This is a genomic window from Streptomyces sp. NPDC051563 (assembly GCF_044454225.1).
Lineage (GTDB): Bacteria > Actinomycetota > Actinomycetes > Streptomycetales > Streptomycetaceae > Streptomyces.
The window spans coordinates 98,801-120,588 of sequence record NZ_JBITDL010000004.1 but is presented as its reverse complement, the minus strand read 5'-3'; the positions used below and the strand labels follow the sequence as shown (position 1 = coordinate 120,588).

Genomic DNA, 21,788 nt, shown 5'->3' with positions numbered 1-21,788 from the left:
GTTCAGGCCTCCGTGGGGGCGAGGCGCTCAAGCTCCGCCTCGGTCGACTTCAGCAGGTCGTTCCAGGACACCGCGAACTTCTCGACGCCCTCTTCTTCGAGCAGCTGCACCACATCGTCGTACGAAATGCCCAGCTTCGCGACTGCTGCGAGCTCGGCGCGCGACTGGTCGTAAGTGCCGCGGATGGTGTCGCCGGAGACCTCGCCGTGGTCGGCGGTGGCCTCCAGGGTGCCCTCGGGCATGGTGTTCACGGTGCCGGGGGCGACCAGGTCCACCACGTACAGGGTGTCCTTGTACGCCGGGTCCTTGACGCCGGTCGAGGCCCAGAGCGGACGCTGCTTGTTGGCGTGCGCCTTGTCCAGGGCCGCCCAGCGCTCGCCGGAGAAGACCTCCTCGTAGGCCTCGTAGGCCAGACGGGCGTTCGCGAGCGCCGCCTTGCCCTTGAGGGCCTTGGCCTCGTCCGTGCCGACGGAGTCGAGGCGCTTGTCGATCTCGGAGTCCACGCGGGACACGAAGAAGGAGGCGACCGAGTGGATCTTGGAGAGGTCCAGGCCCGCGGCCTTCGCCTTCTCCAGGCCCGCCAGGTACGCGTCCATGACCTCGCGGTAGCGCTCCAGCGAGAAGATCAGCGTGACGTTGACGCTGATCCCCTTGCCGATGACCTCGGTGATCGCCGGCAGGCCGGCCTTGGTCGCCGGGATCTTGATCAGCGTGTTCGGACGGTCCACCAGCCACGCGAGCTGCTTGGCCTCGGCGATGGTCGCCGGGGTGTTGTGGGCCAGCCGGGGGTCGACCTCGATCGAGACGCGGCCGTCCTGGCCCTCGGTCGAGTCGTAGACCGGGCGCAGGATGTCGGCGGCGTCGCGCACGTCCGCCGTCGTGATCATGCGGATGGCCTCTTCGACGGTGACCTTGCGGGCGGCCAGGTCGGCGAGCTGCTGCTCGTACCCCTCGCCGCCGCTGATCGCCTTCTGGAAGATCGCCGGGTTGGTGGTGACACCGACCACGTGCTGCTGGTCGATGAGCTCGGCCAGGTTGCCGGACGTGATGCGCTTGCGGGACAGGTCGTCCAGCCAGATCGCGACGCCCTCGTCGGAAAGGCGCTTCAGTGCGTCTGTCATGGGAATTGCATCTCCTACTGGTCTGGGTACGGGCGTCAGCGCGCGGCGGCGGCGAGCGACTCGTGCGCGGCGGCGGTCACGGCTTCGGCGGTCAGGCCGAACTCGCGGAACAGGACGGCGCCGTCGGCCGAGGCACCGAAGTGCTCCAGCGAGACGATGCGGCCGGCGTCGCCGACGTAGCGGTGCCAGGTCAGGCCGATGCCGGCCTCGACCGCGACGCGCGCCTTGACCGAGGGCGGCAGGACGCTGTCCTTGTACTCCTGGGACTGCTCCTCGAACCACTCGACGGACGGCATCGAGACGACCCGCGCCGGGACGCCCTCGGCCTGCAGCGCCTCGCGGGCCGCTACGGCGAGCTGGACCTCGGAGCCGGTGCCGATGAGGACGACCTGGGCCTCGCCCCCTTCGGCCTCGAAGAGCACGTACCCGCCCTTGGCGGCGTCCTCGTTGCGGTCGTACGTCGGCACGCCCTGGCGGGTCAGCGCCAGACCGTGCGGAGCGCCCTTGCCGTACACCTTGGTGTGGCGGCGCAGGATCTCGCGCCAGGCGATGGCGGTCTCGTTCGCGTCGGCCGGCCGGATCACGTTCAGGCCCGGGATGGCGCGCAGCGCGGCGACGTGCTCGACCGGCTGGTGGGTCGGGCCGTCCTCGCCGAGGCCGATGGAGTCGTGCGTCCACACGTAGGTGACGGGCACGTGCATCAGCGCGGAGAGGCGCACGGCGTTGCGCATGTAGTCGGAGAACACCAGGAAGGTGCCGCCGTAGATGCGGGTGTGGCCGTGCAGGGCGATGCCGTTCATGGCCGCGGCCATGGCGTGCTCGCGGATGCCGAAGTGGATGGTGCGGCCGTACGGGTCGGCCTCCGGCAGCGGGTTGCCCACCGGCAGGAACGAGGAGTTCTTGTCGATGGTGGTGTTGTTGGAGCCGGCCAGGTCGGCCGAGCCGCCCCACAGCTCCGGGATGATCGCGCCGAGCGCTTCGAGGACCTTGCCCGAGGCGGCGCGGGTGGCGACGCCCTTGCCGGTCTCGAAGACGGGGAGCTCGTCCTCCCAGCCCGCGGGCAGCTCGTTGGCGTTGATGCGGTCGAACTCGGCGGCGCGCTCCGGGTTGGCGGTGCGCCAGGCGGAGAACTCCTTCTCCCACGCGGCGCGGGCCTCGCGGCCGCGCTCGCCGAGGGAGCGGGTGTGTGCGATGACCTCGTCGGAGACCTCGAAGGTCTGCTCCGGGTCGAAGCCGAGCACGCGCTTGGTGGCGGCGACCTCGTCGTTGCCGAGGGCCGAGCCGTGCGCGGCCTCGGTGCCCTGGGCGTGCGGGGCCGGCCAGGCGATGATCGAGCGGGCGGCGATGAAGGAGGGGCGCTCCGTCTCGGCCTTGGCGGCCTGCAGCGCGGCGAACAGCGCCTTCGGGTCGAGGTCGCCGCTCTCCTGGGGCGCGACGCGCTGGACGTGCCAGCCGTACGCCTCGTAGCGCTTGAGGGTGTCCTCGGAGACGGCCGTCTCGGTGTCGCCCTCGATGGAGATGTGGTTGTCGTCCCACAGCAGCACCAGGTTGCCGAGCTTCTGGTGGCCGGCCAGCGCCGACGCCTCGTGGGAGATGCCCTCCTGGAGGCAGCCGTCGCCCGCGATCGCGTAGATCATGTGGTCGAACGGGGAGGCGCCCGCGGGGGCCTCGGGGTCGAACAGGCCGCGCTCGTAGCGGGCGGCCATGGCCATGCCCACCGCGTTGGCGATGCCCTGGCCCAGCGGGCCGGTGGTGGTCTCGACGCCCGCGGTGTGGCCGTACTCCGGGTGGCCCGGGGTCTTCGAGCCCCAGGTGCGGAAGGCCTTCAGGTCGTCCAGTTCGAGGCCGAACCCGCCGAGGTACAGCTGGGTGTAGAGGGTCAGCGAGGAGTGACCCGCGGAGAGCACGAAACGGTCGCGGCCGACCCACTCCGGGTCCGCCGGGTCGTGCCGCATCACCTTCTGGAAGAGGGTGTACGCGGCGGGGGCCAGGCTCATCGCCGTGCCGGGGTGGCCGTTACCGACCTTCTGGACCGCATCGGCGGCCAGGATCCGGGCGGTGTCGACAGCACGCTGGTCCAGTTCGGTCCAGTCGAGCTCTGTGGTCGTCGGCTTGGTGCTCACCGTGGGTCAGGGCTCCTCTCCACATGTCTAGTCCCGGTGACGAACGGTGCACCGGCGCGATTCCGAGCCTACCCCCGCCACAGCGTGCAGCTATTCGAGTACCCGCGGTCCGCGCGTGACGTCTCAGCGCCGATCGGACCAACACGGGGCGACCCCCGCGCGGGACGAGCCAATGGCTACGTCTAGAGTGGCGTGGTACGCGCAAGCCTTTACGGGACCTACATGTTTAAACGGGTTCACGTCGGAGCTTGCTGGATTCTCTGTCAGGGGTGTGCGTGACGGCCGTCGAATCCCGTCCAGCGGGGGTGCTCGGGACGAGCCCCGGTCACCGGCCGTTCGGGGCCCGGGCCATGGCTTTCGTGGCACTGACCAAGCCACGGATCATCGAGCTTCTGCTCATCACGACCGTGCCGGTGATGTTCCTCGCCGAGCAGGGCGTGCCTTCGCTGTGGCTGGTCCTCGCCACTTGCTTCGGCGGTTACCTGTCCGCGGGCGGCGCCAACGCGCTGAACATGTACATCGACCGCGACATCGACGCGCTGATGGACCGGACCTCGGGACGCCCGCTGGTGACCGGCATGGTCAGCCCGCGCGAGTGCCTGGTCTTCGGCATCACGCTCGGGATCGCGTCCACGCTGTTCTTCGGGCTGCTGATCAACTGGCTGTCGGCCGCGCTCGCGCTCGGCGCCCTCCTCTTCTATGTCGTCGTCTACACGATGCTGTTGAAGCGGCGCACCTCGCAGAACATCGTCTGGGGCGGCATCGCCGGCTGCATGCCGGTGCTCATCGGCTGGTCGGCCGTGAAGAACGAGGTCTCCTGGGCCGCCGTCATCCTCTTCCTCGTCATCTTCTTCTGGACGCCGCCGCACTACTGGCCGCTGTCCATGAAGGTGAAGGACGACTACGCGCGGGTCGGCGTGCCGATGCTGCCGGTCGTGGCGGGCAACAAGGCCGTGGCCAAGCAGATCGTGCTCTACAGCTGGGTGATGGTGGCGGTCTCGCTGCTGCTGACCCCGCTGGGGTACACCGGCTGGTTCTACACCTCGGTCGCCCTGGTGGCCGGCGGCTGGTGGCTCTGGGAGGCGCACGGTCTCAACGCGCGCGCCAAGTCGGGAGTGACGGGCGCGAAGCTCAAGGAGATGCGGCTGTTCCACTGGTCGATCACCTACGTGTCGCTGCTCTTCGTCGCCGTCGCCGTGGATCCCTTCCTCCGCTGATGCCTCCTCGGGTCCTGCTTCGTCCGTGCACGCTTTCCCGGTGCATGCTTCCTCCGTTCGCTACTCGCCGGTAGCATGCCGTTCATGGCAGACACCGAGGAGACCGCCACCACGGCGGACAAGAAGCAGGACCGCCGTGCCGCGAAGCTGGCCAAGCAGATCGGCGCGTTCGCCAAGCAGCACGGCGGCGCCGAGGGCCACCTCGCGCACATCGGCCAGGCGGGCACCCGGATCGTCCTCGTCGGCACCGACGGCGAGTGGGGCGACCTGGTCGCCCCGGCGTACGACACCGCGCGGCTCGCGGCCGGGAAGGCCGGGCTGACCCTCCACGAGGAGTTCGACGGCGAATTCGCCGCACGGGTCCGGACGGGGCCGTACGAGTGGTCCCGGATGGCCGGAATGCAGCTCGGAGGAACCGCCAATCCGGCAGCCTGACCCGGTCGATCCTGGCTTGATCATTGGCTTGATCGTTTCTGCGTCACCTGCTCGGTCAACAGCGCGAGCAACACCTCACACCCCGCTCACCCGTTAGGACGTGTGGAAGCCCCTTCCTCACGTCCGCAACGGGATGCCCGGATGATCGAAACGCCGCCCCTGGTGGACCAGTACTGCCAGGGAGTGCTCCGCACGGAGCTCGGCCTCGCCACCTTCGAGGCCCAGCTGATCCGCTCGGCCGGCCCGCCCGCCGCCGGCACCACCTTCTTCGACACCCAGACCGGCTTCGCCGTGCGCCGCTGGTGTCCGCCGCTGCTCGGGCTCGAACCGCACTGCACCCCCGTCCACTACCTCGCCCGGCGGCGCGAGCTCGGCGCCGCCGAGTCGGCCCGCCGGCTGCTGCGCGGCTGCGGGGCCGGCGCCCGGCTCGTCGACACCGGGGTGCCCGGGGACCTCACCGGGCCCAAGGAACTGGCCCTGACGGGCGGGGCTGAGACCTTCGAGCTGGTACGGCCGGAGCTGCTGGCCGAGCAGGCGGCGGACACCTCCGGGACCGTGGCCGCCTTCCTCGCCGACCTCGCGGGGGCGGTCCACCGGGCCGCCGCCGGGGCCGTGGCCTTCACCTGCGGGGCCGGGGAGGGGGGCCGCTCCTGGGCGGCGGCCCTCGAAGCGGATCCCGAGCCGCCCGGTCCGGGCGAGGTGCGGGGCGCGGCCGGGCGCTGGCTGGCCGGGCGTGCCCGGGGCGGGGCCCTGCGGGACCCCGTACTGCTGCGGCACCTGGCGTGGAGCGCGGTGTCCTCGGGGCTGCCGCTCCAGCTGCACACGGGCGGGCGGTCCGCGGCGCCGGAGCGGCTGACCGGGTTCCTGCGGGCGACCGGGGGCCCGGGGGCGCGGCTGGTGCTGCTCGGCGGGTACCCCCACCACCGGCAGGCCGCCGGACTGGCGGCGGCCTTCCCGCACGTCCACGCCGACCTCGGCGCGGCCCTGGGGTCCACGGGAACCCGGGCGGCCGCGGTGCTGGCGGAGTGCCTGGAGACCGCGCCCTTCGGAAAGCTGATGTTCTCCGGCGGCGGCCGGCAGCTGCCCGAACTGCACGCGGTGGGCGCGCTGGTGTTCCGGGAGGCGCTGGGCCGGGTGCTCGGCGGCTGGGTCGCCGACGGCTCCTGGTCCTGGCGGGACGCGGAACGGGTGGCGGCCATGGTCGCGGCGGGCAATGCCCGCCGCGTCTACCGGCTGGACGAACGGGGCTGACGTCCCGCAGGGCGTCGCGAGGGTCAGACCGCGGCGAGCCGGGCGTCGTCCTGCGCCGGGATCCCGGCCTGCTCGGACGGACGCTCGCGCAGGCTCAGCACCACCCGGACCACCGAGATCCACACCAGGCAGGAGCCGAGCATGTGGGCCGCCACGAGGGCCTCGGGGACGTCGGTGAAGTACTGGACGTAGCCGATGCCGCCCTGGGCGAGCAGCACGATCAGCAGGTCGCGGGCGCGCGCCCGGGTGTCCGCGGGGGCGTCGACCACGCGCAGCACCAGCCACATCGCGACGGCGAGCGCGCACACCACCCAGGCGGAGATCGCGTGGACGTGGGCCGTGCCGGACCAGTCGAAGGGCATCCGCCGGATCTCGCTGCTGTCACCGGCGTGCGGGCCGGAACCGGTGACCACCGTGCCCGCCGCGATCAGCACGACCGTGGCCGCGAGCAGCGCCCAGGAGAGCTTGCGCACCGGAGCGGGCACGCGCGGCCGGGCCGGGCCGTCACCCTCGCGGGTGCGCTGCCAGGTGATCGTGGTCACGGTGATCAGCGAGGTGGCGAGCATGAAGTGCCCGGCCACGCTGTAGGGGTTGAGACCCGTCAGCACGGTGATCCCGCCGAGGACCGCGTTGCCCATCACGATGGCGAACTGGAGCCAGCCGAGCCGGGTCAGCGAGCGGCGCCACGGTGTGGCGCAGCGGGCGGCGGTGATCGCCCAGCCAACGGCCGCGCAGAGCACGTACGTCAGCATGCGGTTGCCGAATTCGATCGCGCCGTGGAAGCCCTGTTCCTGGGTCACGATCAGGCTGTCGCCGGTGCACTTGGGCCAGGTGTCGCAGCCGAGTCCGGATCCGGTCAGCCGCACCGCGCCGCCGGTGACGACGATGACGACGCTCATGAGCACCGCTGCGGACGCGGCCCGCTGGACGGTCCGGGGTGACGGCGTCCAGCGGCGGGCGAGATATGCGAGTGGGGTCAACACGGCGCTTATCGTACGCGGACACTTGTGCAAACTTTCACGAGGGGGTGGCGGTCACCCCGTCGGGACCGAAGCCCACGCGGAACCGGGCCCCGGCCGGGTCGCCTTCCGCGTGCCACCAGAGGAGGACCCGCCAATGCGCGCCCTCGCCCGGGTAGTCGGCCGAGGCCGCGAAGCCGCGTGCCAATTCGTCCCCTACCTCCTCGGCCGTCCTGTTCCTCACTTCTGCACCGCTGTGCCAGGGATGTGACCGTACGTTCCACAGCCCGTCGGGGCCGCGGACCTCGATGCGCCACACCGCGACCCAGGGGGTCACCTCCAGCATCGTGTGGACCTGGTCGGCCTCCAGGCCCAGCCGGGCGGCGATCTCCGCCTCGGGCACGCCCTGGATGCGGGCGGCCACCACGGCCTGGGGCAGCAGCCGTTCGGGCAGCAGCCCGCGCGTGCGCAGACCGGACAAGGAGGCGAAGGACAGGAAGCGCAGCCGCAGTTCGAGCTGGCGGCCGATGTGGTCCAGGGCCTCTTCGGCCTCCTGTGACTCCTCGGAGCCGGGATCGGCGAGCAGCAGCCGCCGGAAGGAGCCCTCCGCGTCCACCGCCCAGGCCACGGACTCCTCGGCCAGGCCCAGCTCGGCGAGCCGGTCACCGAGGAACACCTTCGCCTGCGCGAGGCCCCGCTGATTGACCGGATCCTCCTGGTCCAGAGAGGCCCAGACCTCCACGGCGCCGCGCGTCAGGTCCCGGGCCCGCTCTCCGGCGGCCCGCTCCATGGCGCTCGGGCCGCTCTCCGCACCGGGGCCCAGCGGATGCTTCGGCAGCCGCTCCCCGTCGCTGAGGGGCCAGGACAGCCAGACCCCCTGGTTGATCAGCCCCCGGGCGTACCAGCGGGCGTACTCGGCTGCGTGCCCGGCCGCCTGCTGCGAGGACCGCAGCCCCTCCTCGATGGCGGCCAGGGCCCCGGCCCGGTCCCCGTCGGCGAACCGGCGGGCCGCCAGGTCGCCCAGGCGCAGACCCAGCCGGGCCGCGCACTCGGCGTCGGTGCGGGCCGGCTCGCGCAGGGCCCCGATCAGTTCGGCCAGCAGGGCCTCGGCCTCCGCGGGCTGCGCGTGCGCCGCGCCCGACCGGATCCGTGCCCACTGTTCGTCCAGCCGCAGAACGGCCTCCCGCTGCGCCATGCCGCCCCCCGGCGTCTGTGGTGCGATCCCGTGTGGAGGCGACCATCCTCCTGCCGGGGCAACGCTCGGGGGAAGGGATTCACTCCCAGCGGAACCAGCGCGCCGCGGCCCCCAGGCCGAGTACGGCCCAGACCGCCAGGATCGCCGCGTCGCCCCAGGGCAGCGCGGCCCCGTGCTGGAGCACCTCGCGCAGCCCGTCGGAGAGCGCGGAGACGGGCAGCAGGCCGAGGACGGACTGGACCGCGCCGGGGAACTTGTCCAGCGGCACGATCACCCCGCCGCCGACCAGGAGCAGCAGGAAGACCAGGTTGGCCGCGGCCAGGGTGGCCTCCGCCCGCAGGGTGCCGGCCATCAGCAGGCCGAGCCCGGAGAAGGCGGCGGTGCCGAGCAGGACCAGCAGGACCGCCGACAGCGGGTTCCCGTGCGGGGACCAGCCCAGGGCGAAGGCGATCACCGTCAGCAGCGCGATCTGAAGCACCTCGGTGACCAGCACCGACAGCGTCTTGGCGGCCATCAGGGCCCAGCGCGGCAGCGGGGAGGCCCCGAGCCGCTTGAGGACCCCGTAGCGGCGGTCGAAGCCGGTGGCGATGGCCTGGCCGGTGAAGGCGGTGGACATTACGGCCAGCGCCAGGATGCCGGGGGCCAGGAAGTCCACCGACTTGCCCGTCCCCACGTCGATGATGTCGACCGCCGAGAACAGCACGAGCAGCAGCGCCGGGATGATCACGGTCAGCAGGAGCTGCTCCCCGTTGCGCAGCAGCATCCGGGTCTCCAGCGCGGTCTGCGCCAGGATCATGCGGGACACGGGCGCGGCCCCCGGGCGGGGGGTGAACGTACCGGCGCTCATGCGCGCAGCTCCTTACCGGTCAGTTCCAGGAAGACGTCTTCGAGGGTGTGCCGCTCCACCGAGAGGCTGTCGGGCATCACCCCGTGCTGCGCGCACCAGGAGGTGACGGTGGCCAGCAGCTGGGGGTCGACGTCGCCGGTGACCCGGTAGACGCCGGGGAGGAGCTCGGCGGCCTGGGTGCCGTCGGGCAGGGCCTTGAGCAGCGAGGCCAGGTCGAGGGAGGGGCGGCCCGTGAAGCGCAGGGTGTTCTCGGCGCCGCCGCGGCACAGGGTCTCGGGCGAGCCGTGGGCGATGACCTTGCCGGCGTCGACGATGGCGACCTCGTCCGCGAGCTGCTCCGCCTCGTCCATGTGGTGGGTGGTGAGCACGACGGAGACCCCGTCGGCGCGCAGTTCCCGTACGAGTTCCCAGGTCGCGCGGCGGGCCTGCGGGTCGAGGCCGGCGGTCGGCTCGTCCAGGAAGACCAGCTCGGGGCGGCCGACGACGGCCATGGCGAGGGCCAGGCGCTGCTGCTGGCCGCCGGAGAGCCGGCGGTAGGGGGTGCGGCCGCAGCCGCCGAGGCCGAGGCGTTCCACCAGGGTGGGGACGTCCAGGGGGTCGGCGTAGAGCTTGGCCATGTGGCGCAGCATCTCGACGGCCCGGGCGCCGGAGTAGACGCCGCCGGACTGGAGCATCACGCCGATGCGCGGGCGCAGGGCCTCGGCCTGGGCCACGGGGTCGAGGCCGAGGACGCGGACGGATCCGGCGTCGGGGCGGCGGTAGCCCTCGCAGGTTTCCACAGTGGTCGTCTTGCCCGCGCCGTTGGGACCAAGGACTGCGGTGACCGAGGCCCTCCGGACGGTGAGGTCCAGGCCGTCCACCGCGGTTTTGGGGCCGTACCGCTTCACCAGTCCGCGGATTTCCACGGCGGGGTCGTTGCTCATGGGGAGTGAGTCTACGGAGCCGTGGGGGGTGACCGGGGTGGGGCCGTAGGTCCCGCCCCCGAAGGGTCACGGACCTGCGCATTCGTGACTTTATCGTCCGCACGGGATCCGGGCCGGGACCTAACGTCGAATGGTGAACAGCATCGCTCAGAACGTCGAAGCCACCTCGGGGCAGGCCGAGCACAAGGCCCATGACCTCGGGCATCCGCCGCGCTACTTCGTGTCGGCGATGCTCGCGGGCGCCTACATCGCCGTCGGCGAGGTGCTGCTCCTGGTCGCGATCTCGCCGTTCGTGGCCAAGGGCTCGCCGGCCGTGAAACTGCTGGAGGGCGCGGTCTTCCCGATCGCCCTGACCATCGTGATGTTCGCCGGCGCCCAGCTCTTCACCAGCAACGTGATGGTCATGCTGGTCGGCGCCCTGTCCGGGCGGACCGGTCCGCGGGACCTGATCCTGTCCTGGACGCTCTCGCTGGCCGGGAACCTGGTCGGGGCCTTCGCCTTCGGGGCCATGGTGCACGCCTCGGGCGTGGCCTCCTCGCCCTCGGCGCGGTCGATGCTCACCGAGATGGTGCACGGGAAGATGGCGCTGAGCGGCGGACAGCTCTTCTGGCGCGCGGTGCTCTGCAACATGCTCGTCTGCCTGGCCATCTGGATGTTCACCCGGGCCCGCGGCGATGCCGCCAAGATTTTCGTCCTGTGGCTGCCGGTGGCCGTTTTCGTCGCCGTCGGATTCGAACACTGTGTAGCGAACATGGCTGTTTTCAGCCTCGCGATCCTGGATGGCTCAGCCGGATTCGGTGATCTTTTCCGGAATCTGATGTTCACCGTGCCGGGGAACGTCGTGGGCGGAGGTTTGCTGGTGGGAGCCGTGTACTGGTTCACCGGCGGGGCCCTCCGTGAGGGCGGAGCGTCGACTTCCGAGTAACGCTCCGTGGATAAATAAGGTAACCCTTAGTGATGGAGGCCACCAGAGGTGGCCTCCATCACGGCTTGTCGGGGCCGGACTAATTACGCAACAATGGCGTTGTGAAATACGGCGAACGGATGAGCGAGGCCCCCCAGGGCGAACTCGCGACCGGGGAGCGGTCAACCCGCAACCGGGTCGCGCGGTCGATCCTGGACCACGGTCCCTCCACCGTCGCCGACCTCGCCCAGCGTCTCGGCCTCACCCAGGCCGCCGTCCGCCGCCACCTCGACACGCTCGTCTCCGACGACGTCGTCGAAGCCCGTGAGCAGCGCGTGTACGGAGCGCGGACCCGGGGCCGGCCCGCCAAGGTCTTCGCGCTGACTGACTGCGGTCGTGACGCCTTCGACCAGTCCTACGACTCCCTCGCCGCGGACGCCATGCGCTGGATCGCGCAGGCCGCCGGGGGCGGGGAGCAGGGCGAGGCGGCCGTCGCCGCCTTCGCCAAGGCCAGGCTCACGGCGCAGGCCGAGACCTACCGCGAGGCCGTGGAAGCGGCCGACCCGGCGGGGCGCACCGAGGCCCTTGCCAGGGCGTTGACCGGGGACGGGTACGCTGCTACGGCGAAGAGCGCTCCCGGTCCGCACAGCGGTGAACAGCTCTGCCAGCACCACTGCCCGGTCGCACACGTCGCCGAGCAGTTCCCGCAGCTCTGCGAGGCGGAGACCGAGGTCTTCTCCCGCCTGCTCGGGACGCACGTGCAGCGCCTCGCCACGATCGCCCACGGCGACGGGGTGTGCACCACGTTCATTCCACGCAGTGGGAACGGCGCCGGTGCCGCAGGCGCCACACAGACCGACATTTCAGTATCTGCAAGTACGGCCGGGAGGAACCCCGCATGACCACGGAGACTGCTCACCCTGAGCTCGATGGCCTGGGCACCTACGAATACGGATGGGCCGACTCCGACGCGGCCGGTGCGGTCGCCAAGCGGGGCCTGTCCGAAGAGGTCGTCCGCGACATCTCGGCGAAGAAGTCCGAGCCGGAGTGGATGTTGAACCTCCGCCTCAAGGGCCTCAAGCTGTTCGGCAAGAAGCCCATGCCCAACTGGGGTTCCGACCTCTCGGGCATCGACTTCGACAACATCAAGTACTTCGTGCGTTCCACCGAGAAGCAGGCCGCTTCGTGGGAGGACCTGCCGGAGGACATCAAGAACACGTACGACAAGCTCGGCATCCCGGAGGCGGAGAAGCAGCGCCTCGTCGCCGGTGTCGCCGCCCAGTACGAGTCCGAGGTCGTCTACCACCAGATCCGTGAGGACCTGGAGGAGCAGGGCGTCATCTTCCTCGACACGGACACCGCGCTCAAGGAGCACCCGGAGCTCTTCCAGGAGTACTTCGGCACGGTCATCCCGGTCGGCGACAACAAGTTCGCCTCGCTGAACACCGCCGTGTGGTCGGGCGGCTCGTTCATCTACGTCCCCAAGGGCGTCAAGGTCGACATCCCGCTCCAGGCCTACTTCCGCATCAACACGGAGAACATGGGCCAGTTCGAGCGGACGCTGATCATCGTCGACGAGGACGCCTACGTCCACTACGTCGAGGGCTGCACCGCCCCGATCTACTCCTCGGACTCGCTGCACAGCGCCGTGGTCGAGATCATCGTGAAGAAGGGCGGCCGCTGCCGCTACACGACGATCCAGAACTGGTCGAACAACGTCTACAACCTGGTCACCAAGCGCGCCGTGGCGTACGAGGGCGCGACCATGGAGTGGATCGACGGCAACATCGGTTCCAAGGTCACCATGAAGTACCCGGCCGTCTACCTGATGGGCGAGCACGCCAAGGGCGAGACCCTCTCCATCGCCTTCGCGGGCGAGGGCCAGCACCAGGACGCCGGCTCCAAGATGGTCCACATGGCGCCGAACACCTCCTCCAACATCGTCTCGAAGTCGGTGGCCCGTGGCGGCGGCCGCACCTCGTACCGCGGTCTGGTCGAGATCGGCGAAGGCGCCCACGGCTCCAAGTCCAACGTGCTGTGCGACGCGCTCCTGGTCGACACCATCTCCCGCTCGGACACGTACCCCTACGTGGACGTCCGCGAGGACGACGTGTCCATGGGCCACGAGGCGACCGTCTCCAAGGTCTCCGACGACCAGCTCTTCTACCTGATGAGCCGCGGTCTGACGGAGTTCGAGGCCATGGCGATGATCGTGCGCGGCTTCGTCGAGCCGATCGCCCGTGAGCTGCCGATGGAGTACGCGCTGGAGCTGAACCGGCTGATCGAGCTGCAGATGGAAGGCTCGGTCGGTTAGTCCCGGCCCGCCCGACGTCCCGCAGCAGATTATTTAAGGAAGAGAGCAACACGACAGCCATGGCTGAGGTTCAGAACGCCCCCAAGGACCTGACGGTCCAGGGCGGTACCCCCGCGGCGGGTTCCACCACCGCCGGCGCGATCGCGGTGGCCGCCGAGTCCACCGTCGCCACCCGGATGAGTGCCCCCCCGTCCTTCGACGTGGCGGACTTCCCCGTGCCCACCGGCCGCGAGGAGGAGTGGCGCTTCACGCCGCTCGCCCGCCTCAAGGGCCTGCACGACGGCACCGCGGTCGCCAACGGCACCATGAAGGCCCAGATCGACGCGCCCGACGTGGTCACGATCGAGTCCGTGGAGCGCGGCGACGCGCGCATCGGCAAGGCCGGCACCCCGGTGGACCGGATCGCCGCCCAGGCGTTCACGTCCTTCGCCAAGGCCACGGTCGTGACCGTGCCCAAGGAAGCGGTGCTCACCGAGCCCGTGCGCGTCTCGCTGCACGGCGAGGGCGGCACGACCTTCGGGCACACCGTCTTCGACGTGCAGGCCTTCGCCGAGGCCGTCATCGTCATCGACCACACCGGTGACGGCGTGCGCGCCGCCAACGTGGACTTCCTCGTCGGCGACGGCGCCAAGCTCACCGTGGTCTCCGTGCAGGACTGGGACGACACCGCCGTCCACGTCTCCCAGCACAACGCGCTGATCGGCCGCGACGCGACCTTCAAGTCGATCGTGGTCACCTTCGGCGGCGACCTCGTACGCCTCCACCCGCGCGTGAACTACGCGGGCCCCGGCGGCGAGGCCGAGCTCTTCGGCCTGTACTTCACGGACGCCGGCCAGCACCAGGAGCACCGCCTCCTGGTCGACCACAAGGCCCCGCACTGCAAGTCGAACGTGGTCTACAAGGGCGCGCTCCAGGGCCAGGACGCCCACGCGGTCTGGATCGGTGACGTGCTCATCGAGAAGACCGCCGAGGGCACCGATACCTACGAGATGAACCGCAACCTCGTCCTCACGGACGGCGCGCGGGTCGACTCGGTGCCGAACCTGGAGATCGAGACCGGCGAGATCGTCGGCGCCGGCCACGCCTCCGCGACCGGCCGCTTCGACGACGAGCAGCTCTTCTACCTGCAGTCCCGCGGCATCCCGGCCGACACGGCCCGCCGCCTGGTCGTGCGCGGCTTCTTCGGCGAACTGGTCCAGCAGATCGGTGTCCCGGACATCGAGGAGCGACTGCTCGCGAAGATCGAAACCGAGCTGCAGGCGTCCGTCTGATGACCTACGTCAAGGTCTGTGCGCTGAGCGAGCTCGAGGAGAACGCCCCCAAGCGGGTCGAACTCGACGGCACGCCGATGTCCATCGTCCGCGCCGAGGGAGAGGTGTTCGCGATCAACGACATCTGCTCGCACGCGAACGTGTCCCTCTCGGAGGGCGAGGTCGAAGACTGCATGATCGAGTGCTGGCTGCACGGCTCGTCCTTCGACCTGCGCACCGGCAAGCCGTCCGGACTGCCCGCGACGCGCCCCGTACCCGTATACCCCGTAAAGATCGAAGGGGACGACGTGCTCGTTTCCCTCACCCAGGAGTCCTGAGGTATCCATGGCAACGCTTGAAATCCACGACCTGCACGTCTCCGTCGAGACGGGCGACTCGGCGAGTGGCACCCGCGAGATCCTCAAGGGCGTCAACCTCACCATCAAGCAGGGTGAGACGCACGCCATCATGGGTCCGAACGGCTCCGGCAAGTCCACCCTCGCGTACGCGCTGGCGGGCCACCCGAAGTACACGATCACCAGCGGCACCGTGACCCTCGACGGCGAAGACGTCCTGGAGATGTCCGTCGACGAGCGCGCCCGCGCCGGCGTCTTCCTCGCCATGCAGTACCCGGTCGAGATCCCCGGCGTCTCGGTCTCCAACTTCCTGCGCACCTCGGCCACCGCCATCCGCGGCGAGGCCCCGAAGCTGCGCACCTGGGTGAAGGAGGTCAAGTCCGCGATGGAGCAGCTCCAGATGGACCCGGCCTTCGCCGAGCGCAACGTCAACGAGGGCTTCTCCGGCGGTGAGAAGAAGCGCCACGAGATCCTGCAGCTGGAGCTCCTGAAGCCGAAGATCGCGATCCTCGACGAGACCGACTCCGGCCTCGACGTCGACGCCCTGCGCCAGGTGTCCGAGGGCGTCAACCGCGTCCGCGACACGGGCGAGGTCGGCACCCTGCTGATCACGCACTACACGCGGATCCTCCGCTACATCAAGCCCGACTTCGTCCACGTCTTCTCCGAGGGCCGCATCGTCGAGTCCGGCGGCGCCGAGCTCGCCGACAAGCTGGAGGCCGAAGGCTACGAGTCCTACAGCACGAAGGGTGGCGCGACCGCGTGACACAGCTGCCTGGCCTCCTCGACATCGAGGCGATCCGCAAGGACTTCCCCCTTCTGGATCGTGTGGTCCACGACGGGAAGAAGATCGTTTACCTGGACAACGCGGCGACTTCGCAGAAGCCGCGCCAGGTGCTCGACGCGCTGAACGAGTACTACGAGCAGCACAACGCCAACGTCCACCGTGGCGTGCACGTGCTCGCCGAGGAGGCCACGGCGCTGTACGAGGGCGCCCGCGACAAGGTCGCCGCCTTCATCAACGCTCCGAGCCGCAACGAGGTGATCTTCACCAAGAACGCCTCGGAGTCGCTCAACCTGGTCGCGAACATGCTCGGCTGGGCGGACGAGCCCTACCGGGTCGACCGCGAGACCGAGATCGCCATCACGGAGATGGAGCACCACTCCAACATCGTCCCGTGGCAGCTGCTCTCGCAGCGCACCGGCGCGAAGCTGAAGTGGTTCGGCCTGACCGACGACGGCCGGCTCGACCTGTCCAACATCGAAGAGGTCATCACGGAGAAGACGAAGATCGTCTCCTTCACGCTGGTCTCCAACATCATGGGCACGGTCAACCCGACCGAGGCGATCGTCCGGCGCGCGCAGGAGGTCGGCGCGCTGGTGCTGATCGACGCCTCGCAGGCCGCTCCGCACATGCCGCTCGACGTGCAGGCGCTCGGCGCCGACTTCGTGGCCTTCACCGGCCACAAGATGTGCGGCCCGACCGGCATCGGCGTCCTCTGGGGCCGCCAGGAGCTGCTCGAGGACCTGCCGCCCTTCCTGGGCGGCGGCGAGATGATCGAAACCGTCTCGATGCATTCCTCGACCTACGCCCCGGCGCCCCACAAGTTCGAGGCCGGTACGCCCCCGATCGCCCAGGCCGTCGGCCTCGGCGCGGCCGTGGACTACCTGACCGCGATCGGCATGGACAAGATCGCCGCGCACGAGCACGCGATCACCGAATACGCGATCAAGCGGCTCGCGGAGGTCCCCGACCTGCGCATCATCGGCCCCACCACGGCCGAGGACCGCGGCGCCGCGATCTCCTTCGTCCTGGGCGACATCCACCCGCACGACGTGGGCCAGGTACTGGACGAGCAGGGCATCGCGGTCCGCGTGGGTCACCACTGCGCCCGCCCGGTCTGCCTCCGGTACGGAATTCCGGCGACCACGCGAGCGTCTTTCTACCTGTACTCCTCTCCCGCCGAGGTCGACGCGCTGGTCGCCGGGCTGGAGCACGTACGGAACTTCTTCGGATAAGACGAAGCGACGAAGGCGACGAGGGCGCAGTGAAGCTGGAATCGATGTACCAGGAACTGATCCTGGACCACTACAAGCACCCGCGCGGGCGAGGCCTGCGCGACGGCGACGCCGAGGTGCACCACGTCAACCCGACGTGCGGTGACGAGATCACCCTGCGCGTGAAGTACGACGGCGAGACGCTCACCGACATCTCGTACGAGGGCCAGGGCTGCTCCATCAGCCAGGCCGGCGCGTCGATACTGAACGAGCTGCTCGTCGGCAAGGAGCTGGGCGAGGCGCGGAAGATCCAGGAAGTCTTCCTGGAGCTGATGCAGTCCAAGGGCAAGATGGAGCCCGACGAGGCCATGGAGGAGGTGCTGGAGGACGCGGTCGCGTTCGCCGGCGTCTCCAAGTACCCGGCCCGGGTGAAGTGCGCCCTGCTGAGCTGGATGGCGTGGAAGGACGCGACCGCCCAGGCACTGGGCGACGCCGAGAGGAAGACGGCATGACCGAGAACGCGACGCCCGAGGCGTCCATCAAGCCGGCCACCGAGGAAGAGGTCCGCGAGGCCCTCTACGACGTGGTCGACCCCGAGCTGGGCATCGACGTCGTCAACCTGGGCCTGATCTACGGCATCCACGTCGACGACGCGAACATCGCCACCCTCGACATGACCCTCACCTCGGCGGCCTGCCCGCTGACGGACGTCATCGAGGACCAGGCGAAGTCGGCCACCGACGGGATCGTCAGCGAACTGCGCATCAACTGGGTGTGGATGCCGCCGTGGGGCCCGGACAAGATCACGGACGACGGCCGCGAGCAGCTGCGCGCGCTCGGGTTCAACGTCTGACCGGCGCTCACCCCCGCACGACGGCCGTTCTACGGCCGAGTGAACACAGGACCCCCGGCACGGGTGTGCCGGGGGTCCTCTGTTTTCCCTGCGGACCGCCCGCGTGCACCGGGAGTTGGCCAGGGTGGCCGAATCTTCTCGACGGCCGTCACAACGTGACGGCGCAGACGAGAGGACCTCCGTTGACCGTTCGCCCTTCACCGGCACGCCGCCTCGGTGCCGTGGGAGCCGCCGGGGCCGCCGCCCTGCTCACCGCAGGACTGGCCGCGCCCGCCCACGCCGCACAGGAAGCCGCCGCCGAACCGACCATCGCGCTCTCCGCCGGATACCTGTCCGGGGCCGTCGGTGCGATCGGCGACCCGGCCGTCACCGTGGACATCGCGCAGGAGGGCATGCCCGCCGCCTTCCTCAAGGTCGAGGTCCTCTCCTCCAGCAACCCGGCCGTCGCCGCTCCCGGCGACGTGCACATCGGCCGGACCGGCCACGGCGCGCGCGAGCTGACCGTCCGCCCACGGGCCCAGGGCCACACCGACCTGACGCTCCGGGTGACCGGCCGCGGCGGCAGGACGGCCACGGCCACCCTCTCCTACGCCGCTTCGGCCCGGGTGGGCGCCGCCTTCTCCACCCGCTACCTCACCGGCTCCGCCGACTCCTCGGCCGCCGTGGACGTCGGCGGCGGCTACGCGCTGGTCGCCGACGACGAGACCAACGTGCTGCGGCTGTACGACCGTTCCCGCTCGGGCGCCCCCGTGAAGACCTGGGACCTCGGCCCCGCGCTCGGCATCAAGAAGGAAGCCGACATCGAGGCCGCCGCCCGCGTCGGCGACACCGTCTACTGGACGGGCTCGCTCGGCAACAACAAGGACGGCAAGTACAAGGCCGAACGCAACACCGTCTTCACCACCCGGCTCACCGGGACCGGCGCCGGCACCGAGGTCGTCCTAGGCTCCGCCTACAAGGGCCTGCGCGAGGACCTCATCGCCTGGGACACGGCCCACGGGAACCGCTTCGGCTTCGCGGCGGGCACGGCGGCCGGCAAGATCCCGAAGAGCATCGACGGGTTCAACGTGGAGGGGCTGGAGTTCGCCCCCGGTTCCACCACCACCGCCTACCTGGGCTTCCGCGCCCCGCTGGCCCCCGCGGTGCCCGGCGGCAGGGCGCTGGTCGTGCCCGTCACCAACATCGACCAGGTCGTGGCCGGCGCGGCCAAGCCGGTCTTCGGCGAGCCGGTGGAGATGGACCTCGGCGGGCTCGCGATCCGCGACATCCGCAAGAACGCCGCCGACCAGTACCTGATCCTGGCCGGCTCCTGGGCCGCGGACGACAACTCCGACCCGTACGCCCTCTACCAGTGGGACGGCAACCCGGCCCACGCCCCGGTCAAGCGGGCCGACCTGCCGACCACCGACCCGGGCGGCTGGGAGGCCGTGGTCTCCGTACCCGACCTGCGCGTGCCCGGCGCCCGCGTCCAGCTGATCACCGACAGCGGCTCTGCCGACCTGTACGGCGACGGCACCGAGGCCAAGGACCTCACCCACCCCGAGTGGAAGAAGTCCCGCGCGGCCTGGTTCGCGCTGGCCCCGCTGCGCGGGGGATCCCGATGAAGCGGCAGAGCACGCAGCGGAACAGCCGGCAGAGCACGCAGCAGAACAGCCGGCAGAGCACGCAGCAGAGCAAGCACCAGAACGAGCACCAGAACGTGCAGCACCCCGAGCAGCAGAGGACGCAGACGATGCGCAAGACCCAGAAGCACGCCCACCTCGCGACCGCCGGTGTCGCGGGCATCGCGGCCCTGCTCCTCGCCGCCACGGCGATGCCCGCGCAGGCGGTGACCTACGGCACGCCCACCATCGCGCTGTCCGCCGCCTACCTGTCCGGGGCCGTCGGTGCGACGGGTGACCCGACGGTGGACGTCACCGTGGCGCAGAGCGGCGCGGACGTCTCCGCGCTCACGGTCAGCGCCTCGGCCTCCAGCAAGGCCACGGTCGCCGGAACCGGCGACGTGAGCGTCACCGGGGCCGGCGCGGTCCGCAAGCTGGCGGTCGCCGCCCGCGGCCGCGGCTACACCAACCTCACCGTCAAGGTGACCGGGCTGGGCGGCAAGACCGCCACCAAGACGCTGTACTACGCCGCCTCCGCCGCCGTGCAGAACCCGGCCGACGCCCGCTACTTCACCGGCGCCTCCGACTCCTCGGCCGCCGTGGACGTGGGCGGCGGCTACACCGTGGTGGCCGACGACGAGAGCAACGTGCTGCGCCTGTACGACCGCGCGAACTCGGCGGCCCCGGTCCGGACCTGGGACTTCAGCTCGCAGCTCGGCGTCACCAAGGAGGTGGACATCGAGGGCGCGACCCTGATCGGCAACACCATCTACTGGACGGGCTCGCTCGGCAACAACAAGGACGGCGAGTACAAGGCCCCCCGCAACACCGTCTTCACCACCACCCTGAGCGGGTCCGGCTCCACCACGCAGCTCGCGTACGGGCGTTCGTACAAGAAGCTCCGCGACGACCTGGTGGCCTGGGACAAGGCGAACGGGAACCGCTACGGTTTCGCCGCCGGTACGGCCGACGGCGAGGCGCCGAAGCAGATCGACGGGTTCAACGTGGAGGGGCTGGAGTTCGCCCCCGGTTCCACCACCACCGCCTACCTGGGCTTCCGCGCCCCGCTGGCCCCGGCGGTGCCCGGCGGCAAGGCGCTGATCGTACCGGTGACCAACTTCGACAAGGTGATCTCCAGCGGGACCAAGGCCGCCTTCGGCGCGGGCATAGAGCTCGACCTCGGCGGCCTCGCGATCCGTGACATCCGCAAGAACGCCGCCGACCAGTACCTGATCCTGGCCGGCTCCTGGGCCGCGGACGACAACTCCGACCCGTACGCCCTCTACCAGTGGGACGGGATCGCGGGCCACGCCCCGGTCAAGCGGGCCGACCTGCCGACCACCGACCCGGGCGGCTGGGAGGCCATCGTGGCGGTCCCCGACCTGTCGGTCGCGGGCGCACGGGTGCAGCTGATCACCGACAGCGGCTCCGCCGACCTGTACGGCGACGGCACCGAGGCCAAGGACCTCACCCACCCCGAGTGGAAGAAGTCCCGCGCTGCCTGGTTCACGCTGAACTGAACCCCCCGGACCGCGCGGACCGCCCGGTGAGCTCCGCCGCCAGATCCTCGCGGCGGAGCCGCCGGTCCGTGTAGAGCAGGCCGGCGGTGAGCTGCGGGAAGCAGAGCAGCAGCGTCTGGGCGACCATCGCGCCGAGCGCGGTGAGGACCGCGTGCACGAAGCCGCCGTCCACCGCCGGGATCAGGCTGAGCGCCCCGGCGAAGGCGAAGGGCAGCTGGACGGCGTACGCCGCCGCGAGCGCGAGCGCGGCGGTGAGGGCGGTGAGCCCGAGCGTGCGCCACCAGGCCCCGCGCACCAGCCGGGCCGACCGGCGCAGGGCGCCGACCGGCCCCGGGTCCTCGCAGGCGGCGACCGTGGGCGCGAGCGCGCACAGCACCCCGAGCCAGAGTCCGGCCGGCAGGGTGGCCGCCGCGAGCAGCGGGGGCAGCCCGGCGGCCAGGACGGCGGAGCCCGGTCCGGCCACGGCGCCGAGGACCAGCAGCTGGGTGCCGAGGACGGCTCCGAAGCGGGGGCGGGCGGCGCGCAGCAGCGTACGGGCGGTGGCGCGGCGGCCGAGTACCGCCGGGCGGAGCACGGCGCCCGTCAGGGCGGAGGCCAGGGCGCAGGTCAGCAGGGTCGCCAGGGCCGCCGCGGGAACCAGGACGGCGACGGGCCGCACGTGCAGCGCGAGGGCTGCCAGGGCCGTCGTGGCGAGCAGCAGCAGGGCGGCGAGCTGGCCGAAGAGCATGGCACCGGTCAACGGGACCCAGTACCGGGCGAGGGCGGCGCAGGTGCCGCCGAGTATCTCGCCGGAGGTGAGCGGCCGCAGGGATATCACCCCGGGCCGGGGCGGCCGCGGCGCCGGCCGGCCGCCGCCCCAGTGGGTCCACTGCCCGTCCATGCGGATCTCCTCCCGGCCCCGGTCGCGGGCGCACACCGTAG

The 21,788-nt window shown here is 70.9% G+C and carries 21 protein-coding genes; 14 read left to right on the top strand and 7 right to left on the bottom strand.

All coding sequences use genetic code 11. From position 1 onward, the window contains the following. Positions 1–2 precede the first annotated feature (2 nt). Both tal and tkt read right to left on the bottom strand, forming a co-directional pair. On the bottom strand, positions 3–1,121 hold the full coding sequence (gene tal / locus ACIA8F_RS06525) for a transaldolase (protein WP_399377111.1): 1,119 nt from the start codon (positions 1,119–1,121) through the stop codon (positions 3–5). Between the two features lie 35 nt (positions 1,122–1,156). Further along, positions 1,157–3,244, bottom strand: coding sequence for a transketolase (gene tkt, locus ACIA8F_RS06520; RefSeq protein WP_399377110.1), 2,088 nt, complete (start codon positions 3,242–3,244; stop codon positions 1,157–1,159). A gap of 269 nt (positions 3,245–3,513) precedes the next feature. Here tkt and ACIA8F_RS06515 point away from each other — a divergent pair, with 269 nt between their 5' ends. The 3 genes from ACIA8F_RS06515 (at position 3,514) to ACIA8F_RS06505 (ending at position 6,147) form a co-directional block, all read left to right on the top strand. After that, positions 3,514–4,461, top strand: coding sequence for a heme o synthase (locus tag ACIA8F_RS06515; RefSeq protein WP_399377343.1), 948 nt, complete (start codon positions 3,514–3,516; stop codon positions 4,459–4,461). A gap of 84 nt (positions 4,462–4,545) precedes the next feature. Next, positions 4,546–4,896: a hypothetical protein gene (locus ACIA8F_RS06510; RefSeq protein ID WP_399377109.1), complete on the top strand. Its 351-nt coding sequence runs from the start codon at positions 4,546–4,548 to the stop codon at positions 4,894–4,896. 141 nt (positions 4,897–5,037) lie between these two features. Then, positions 5,038–6,147, top strand: coding sequence for an amidohydrolase (locus tag ACIA8F_RS06505; protein WP_399377108.1), 1,110 nt, complete (start codon positions 5,038–5,040; stop codon positions 6,145–6,147). A 23-nt stretch (positions 6,148–6,170) separates the two neighbouring features. Here the strand turns inward: ACIA8F_RS06505 and ACIA8F_RS06500 are convergent, their stop codons facing one another. The 4 genes from ACIA8F_RS06500 to ACIA8F_RS06485 all read right to left on the bottom strand — a co-directional run bounded on the left by ACIA8F_RS06500 (position 6,171) and on the right by ACIA8F_RS06485 (position 10,071). Continuing rightward, positions 6,171–7,160: a heme A synthase gene (locus tag ACIA8F_RS06500; protein ID WP_399377107.1), complete on the bottom strand. Its 990-nt coding sequence runs from the start codon at positions 7,158–7,160 to the stop codon at positions 6,171–6,173. 4 nt (positions 7,161–7,164) lie between these two features. Beyond that, on the bottom strand, positions 7,165–8,301 hold the full coding sequence (locus ACIA8F_RS06495; RefSeq protein WP_399377106.1) for a hypothetical protein: 1,137 nt from the start codon (positions 8,299–8,301) through the stop codon (positions 7,165–7,167). A gap of 79 nt (positions 8,302–8,380) precedes the next feature. After that, positions 8,381–9,148, bottom strand: a complete 768-nt coding sequence (locus ACIA8F_RS06490) for an ABC transporter permease (RefSeq protein WP_399377105.1) — start codon at positions 9,146–9,148, stop codon at positions 8,381–8,383. Next, positions 9,145–10,071, bottom strand: a complete 927-nt coding sequence (locus ACIA8F_RS06485) for an ABC transporter ATP-binding protein (protein ID WP_399377104.1) — start codon at positions 10,069–10,071, stop codon at positions 9,145–9,147. The genes ACIA8F_RS06490 and ACIA8F_RS06485 overlap by 4 nt, the downstream gene beginning before the upstream one ends. 133 nt (positions 10,072–10,204) lie before the next feature. Between ACIA8F_RS06485 and ACIA8F_RS06480 the strand changes: the two genes are divergently transcribed. From ACIA8F_RS06480 to ACIA8F_RS06430, 11 genes are all read left to right on the top strand, one after another. Further along, positions 10,205–10,996, top strand: a complete 792-nt coding sequence (locus tag ACIA8F_RS06480; protein ID WP_399377103.1) for a formate/nitrite transporter family protein — start codon at positions 10,205–10,207, stop codon at positions 10,994–10,996. 119 nt (positions 10,997–11,115) lie between these two features. After that, a complete protein-coding gene (locus tag ACIA8F_RS06475) occupies positions 11,116–11,877 on the top strand; it encodes a helix-turn-helix transcriptional regulator (RefSeq protein ID WP_399377102.1) in 762 nt (253 codons plus the stop codon). Further along, complete coding sequence (gene sufB / locus ACIA8F_RS06470) at positions 11,874–13,289, top strand: Fe-S cluster assembly protein SufB (protein WP_382979579.1); 1,416 nt, start codon at positions 11,874–11,876, stop codon at positions 13,287–13,289. The genes ACIA8F_RS06475 and sufB overlap by 4 nt, the downstream gene beginning before the upstream one ends. Before the next feature lie 59 nt (positions 13,290–13,348). Continuing rightward, positions 13,349–14,560, top strand: coding sequence for a Fe-S cluster assembly protein SufD (gene sufD / locus ACIA8F_RS06465; protein ID WP_399377101.1), 1,212 nt, complete (start codon positions 13,349–13,351; stop codon positions 14,558–14,560). Continuing rightward, a complete protein-coding gene (locus tag ACIA8F_RS06460) occupies positions 14,560–14,877 on the top strand; it encodes a bifunctional 3-phenylpropionate/cinnamic acid dioxygenase ferredoxin subunit (protein WP_399377100.1) in 318 nt (105 codons plus the stop codon). Before sufD ends, ACIA8F_RS06460 begins: the two co-directional genes overlap by 1 nt. A 7-nt stretch (positions 14,878–14,884) precedes the next feature. Next, positions 14,885–15,661: a Fe-S cluster assembly ATPase SufC gene (sufC, locus tag ACIA8F_RS06455; protein ID WP_254383819.1), complete on the top strand. Its 777-nt coding sequence runs from the start codon at positions 14,885–14,887 to the stop codon at positions 15,659–15,661. After that, positions 15,658–16,914, top strand: coding sequence for a cysteine desulfurase (locus ACIA8F_RS06450; RefSeq protein ID WP_266909694.1), 1,257 nt, complete (start codon positions 15,658–15,660; stop codon positions 16,912–16,914). Before sufC ends, ACIA8F_RS06450 begins: the two co-directional genes overlap by 4 nt. 29 nt (positions 16,915–16,943) lie before the next feature. After that, a complete protein-coding gene (sufU, locus tag ACIA8F_RS06445; RefSeq protein ID WP_112449508.1) occupies positions 16,944–17,405 on the top strand; it encodes a Fe-S cluster assembly sulfur transfer protein SufU in 462 nt (153 codons plus the stop codon). Next, complete coding sequence (locus ACIA8F_RS06440) at positions 17,402–17,746, top strand: metal-sulfur cluster assembly factor (protein ID WP_073913993.1); 345 nt, start codon at positions 17,402–17,404, stop codon at positions 17,744–17,746. The genes sufU and ACIA8F_RS06440 overlap by 4 nt, the downstream gene beginning before the upstream one ends. Positions 17,747–17,928: 182 nt before the next feature. Next, on the top strand, positions 17,929–19,350 hold the full coding sequence (locus tag ACIA8F_RS06435) for a hypothetical protein (RefSeq protein WP_399377099.1): 1,422 nt from the start codon (positions 17,929–17,931) through the stop codon (positions 19,348–19,350). 209 nt (positions 19,351–19,559) lie between these two features. Continuing rightward, the gene (locus ACIA8F_RS06430) at positions 19,560–20,867 is read left to right on the top strand and encodes a DUF3616 domain-containing protein (RefSeq protein WP_399377342.1); all 1,308 of its coding nucleotides are present in this window, start codon (positions 19,560–19,562) and stop codon (positions 20,865–20,867) included. Here the strand turns inward: ACIA8F_RS06430 and ACIA8F_RS06425 are convergent. Further along, on the bottom strand, positions 20,854–21,747 hold the full coding sequence (locus ACIA8F_RS06425) for a hypothetical protein (protein WP_399377098.1): 894 nt from the start codon (positions 21,745–21,747) through the stop codon (positions 20,854–20,856). The two genes, ACIA8F_RS06430 and ACIA8F_RS06425, sit on opposite strands and share 14 nt — an antisense overlap. Positions 21,748–21,788: the final 41 nt, after the last annotated feature.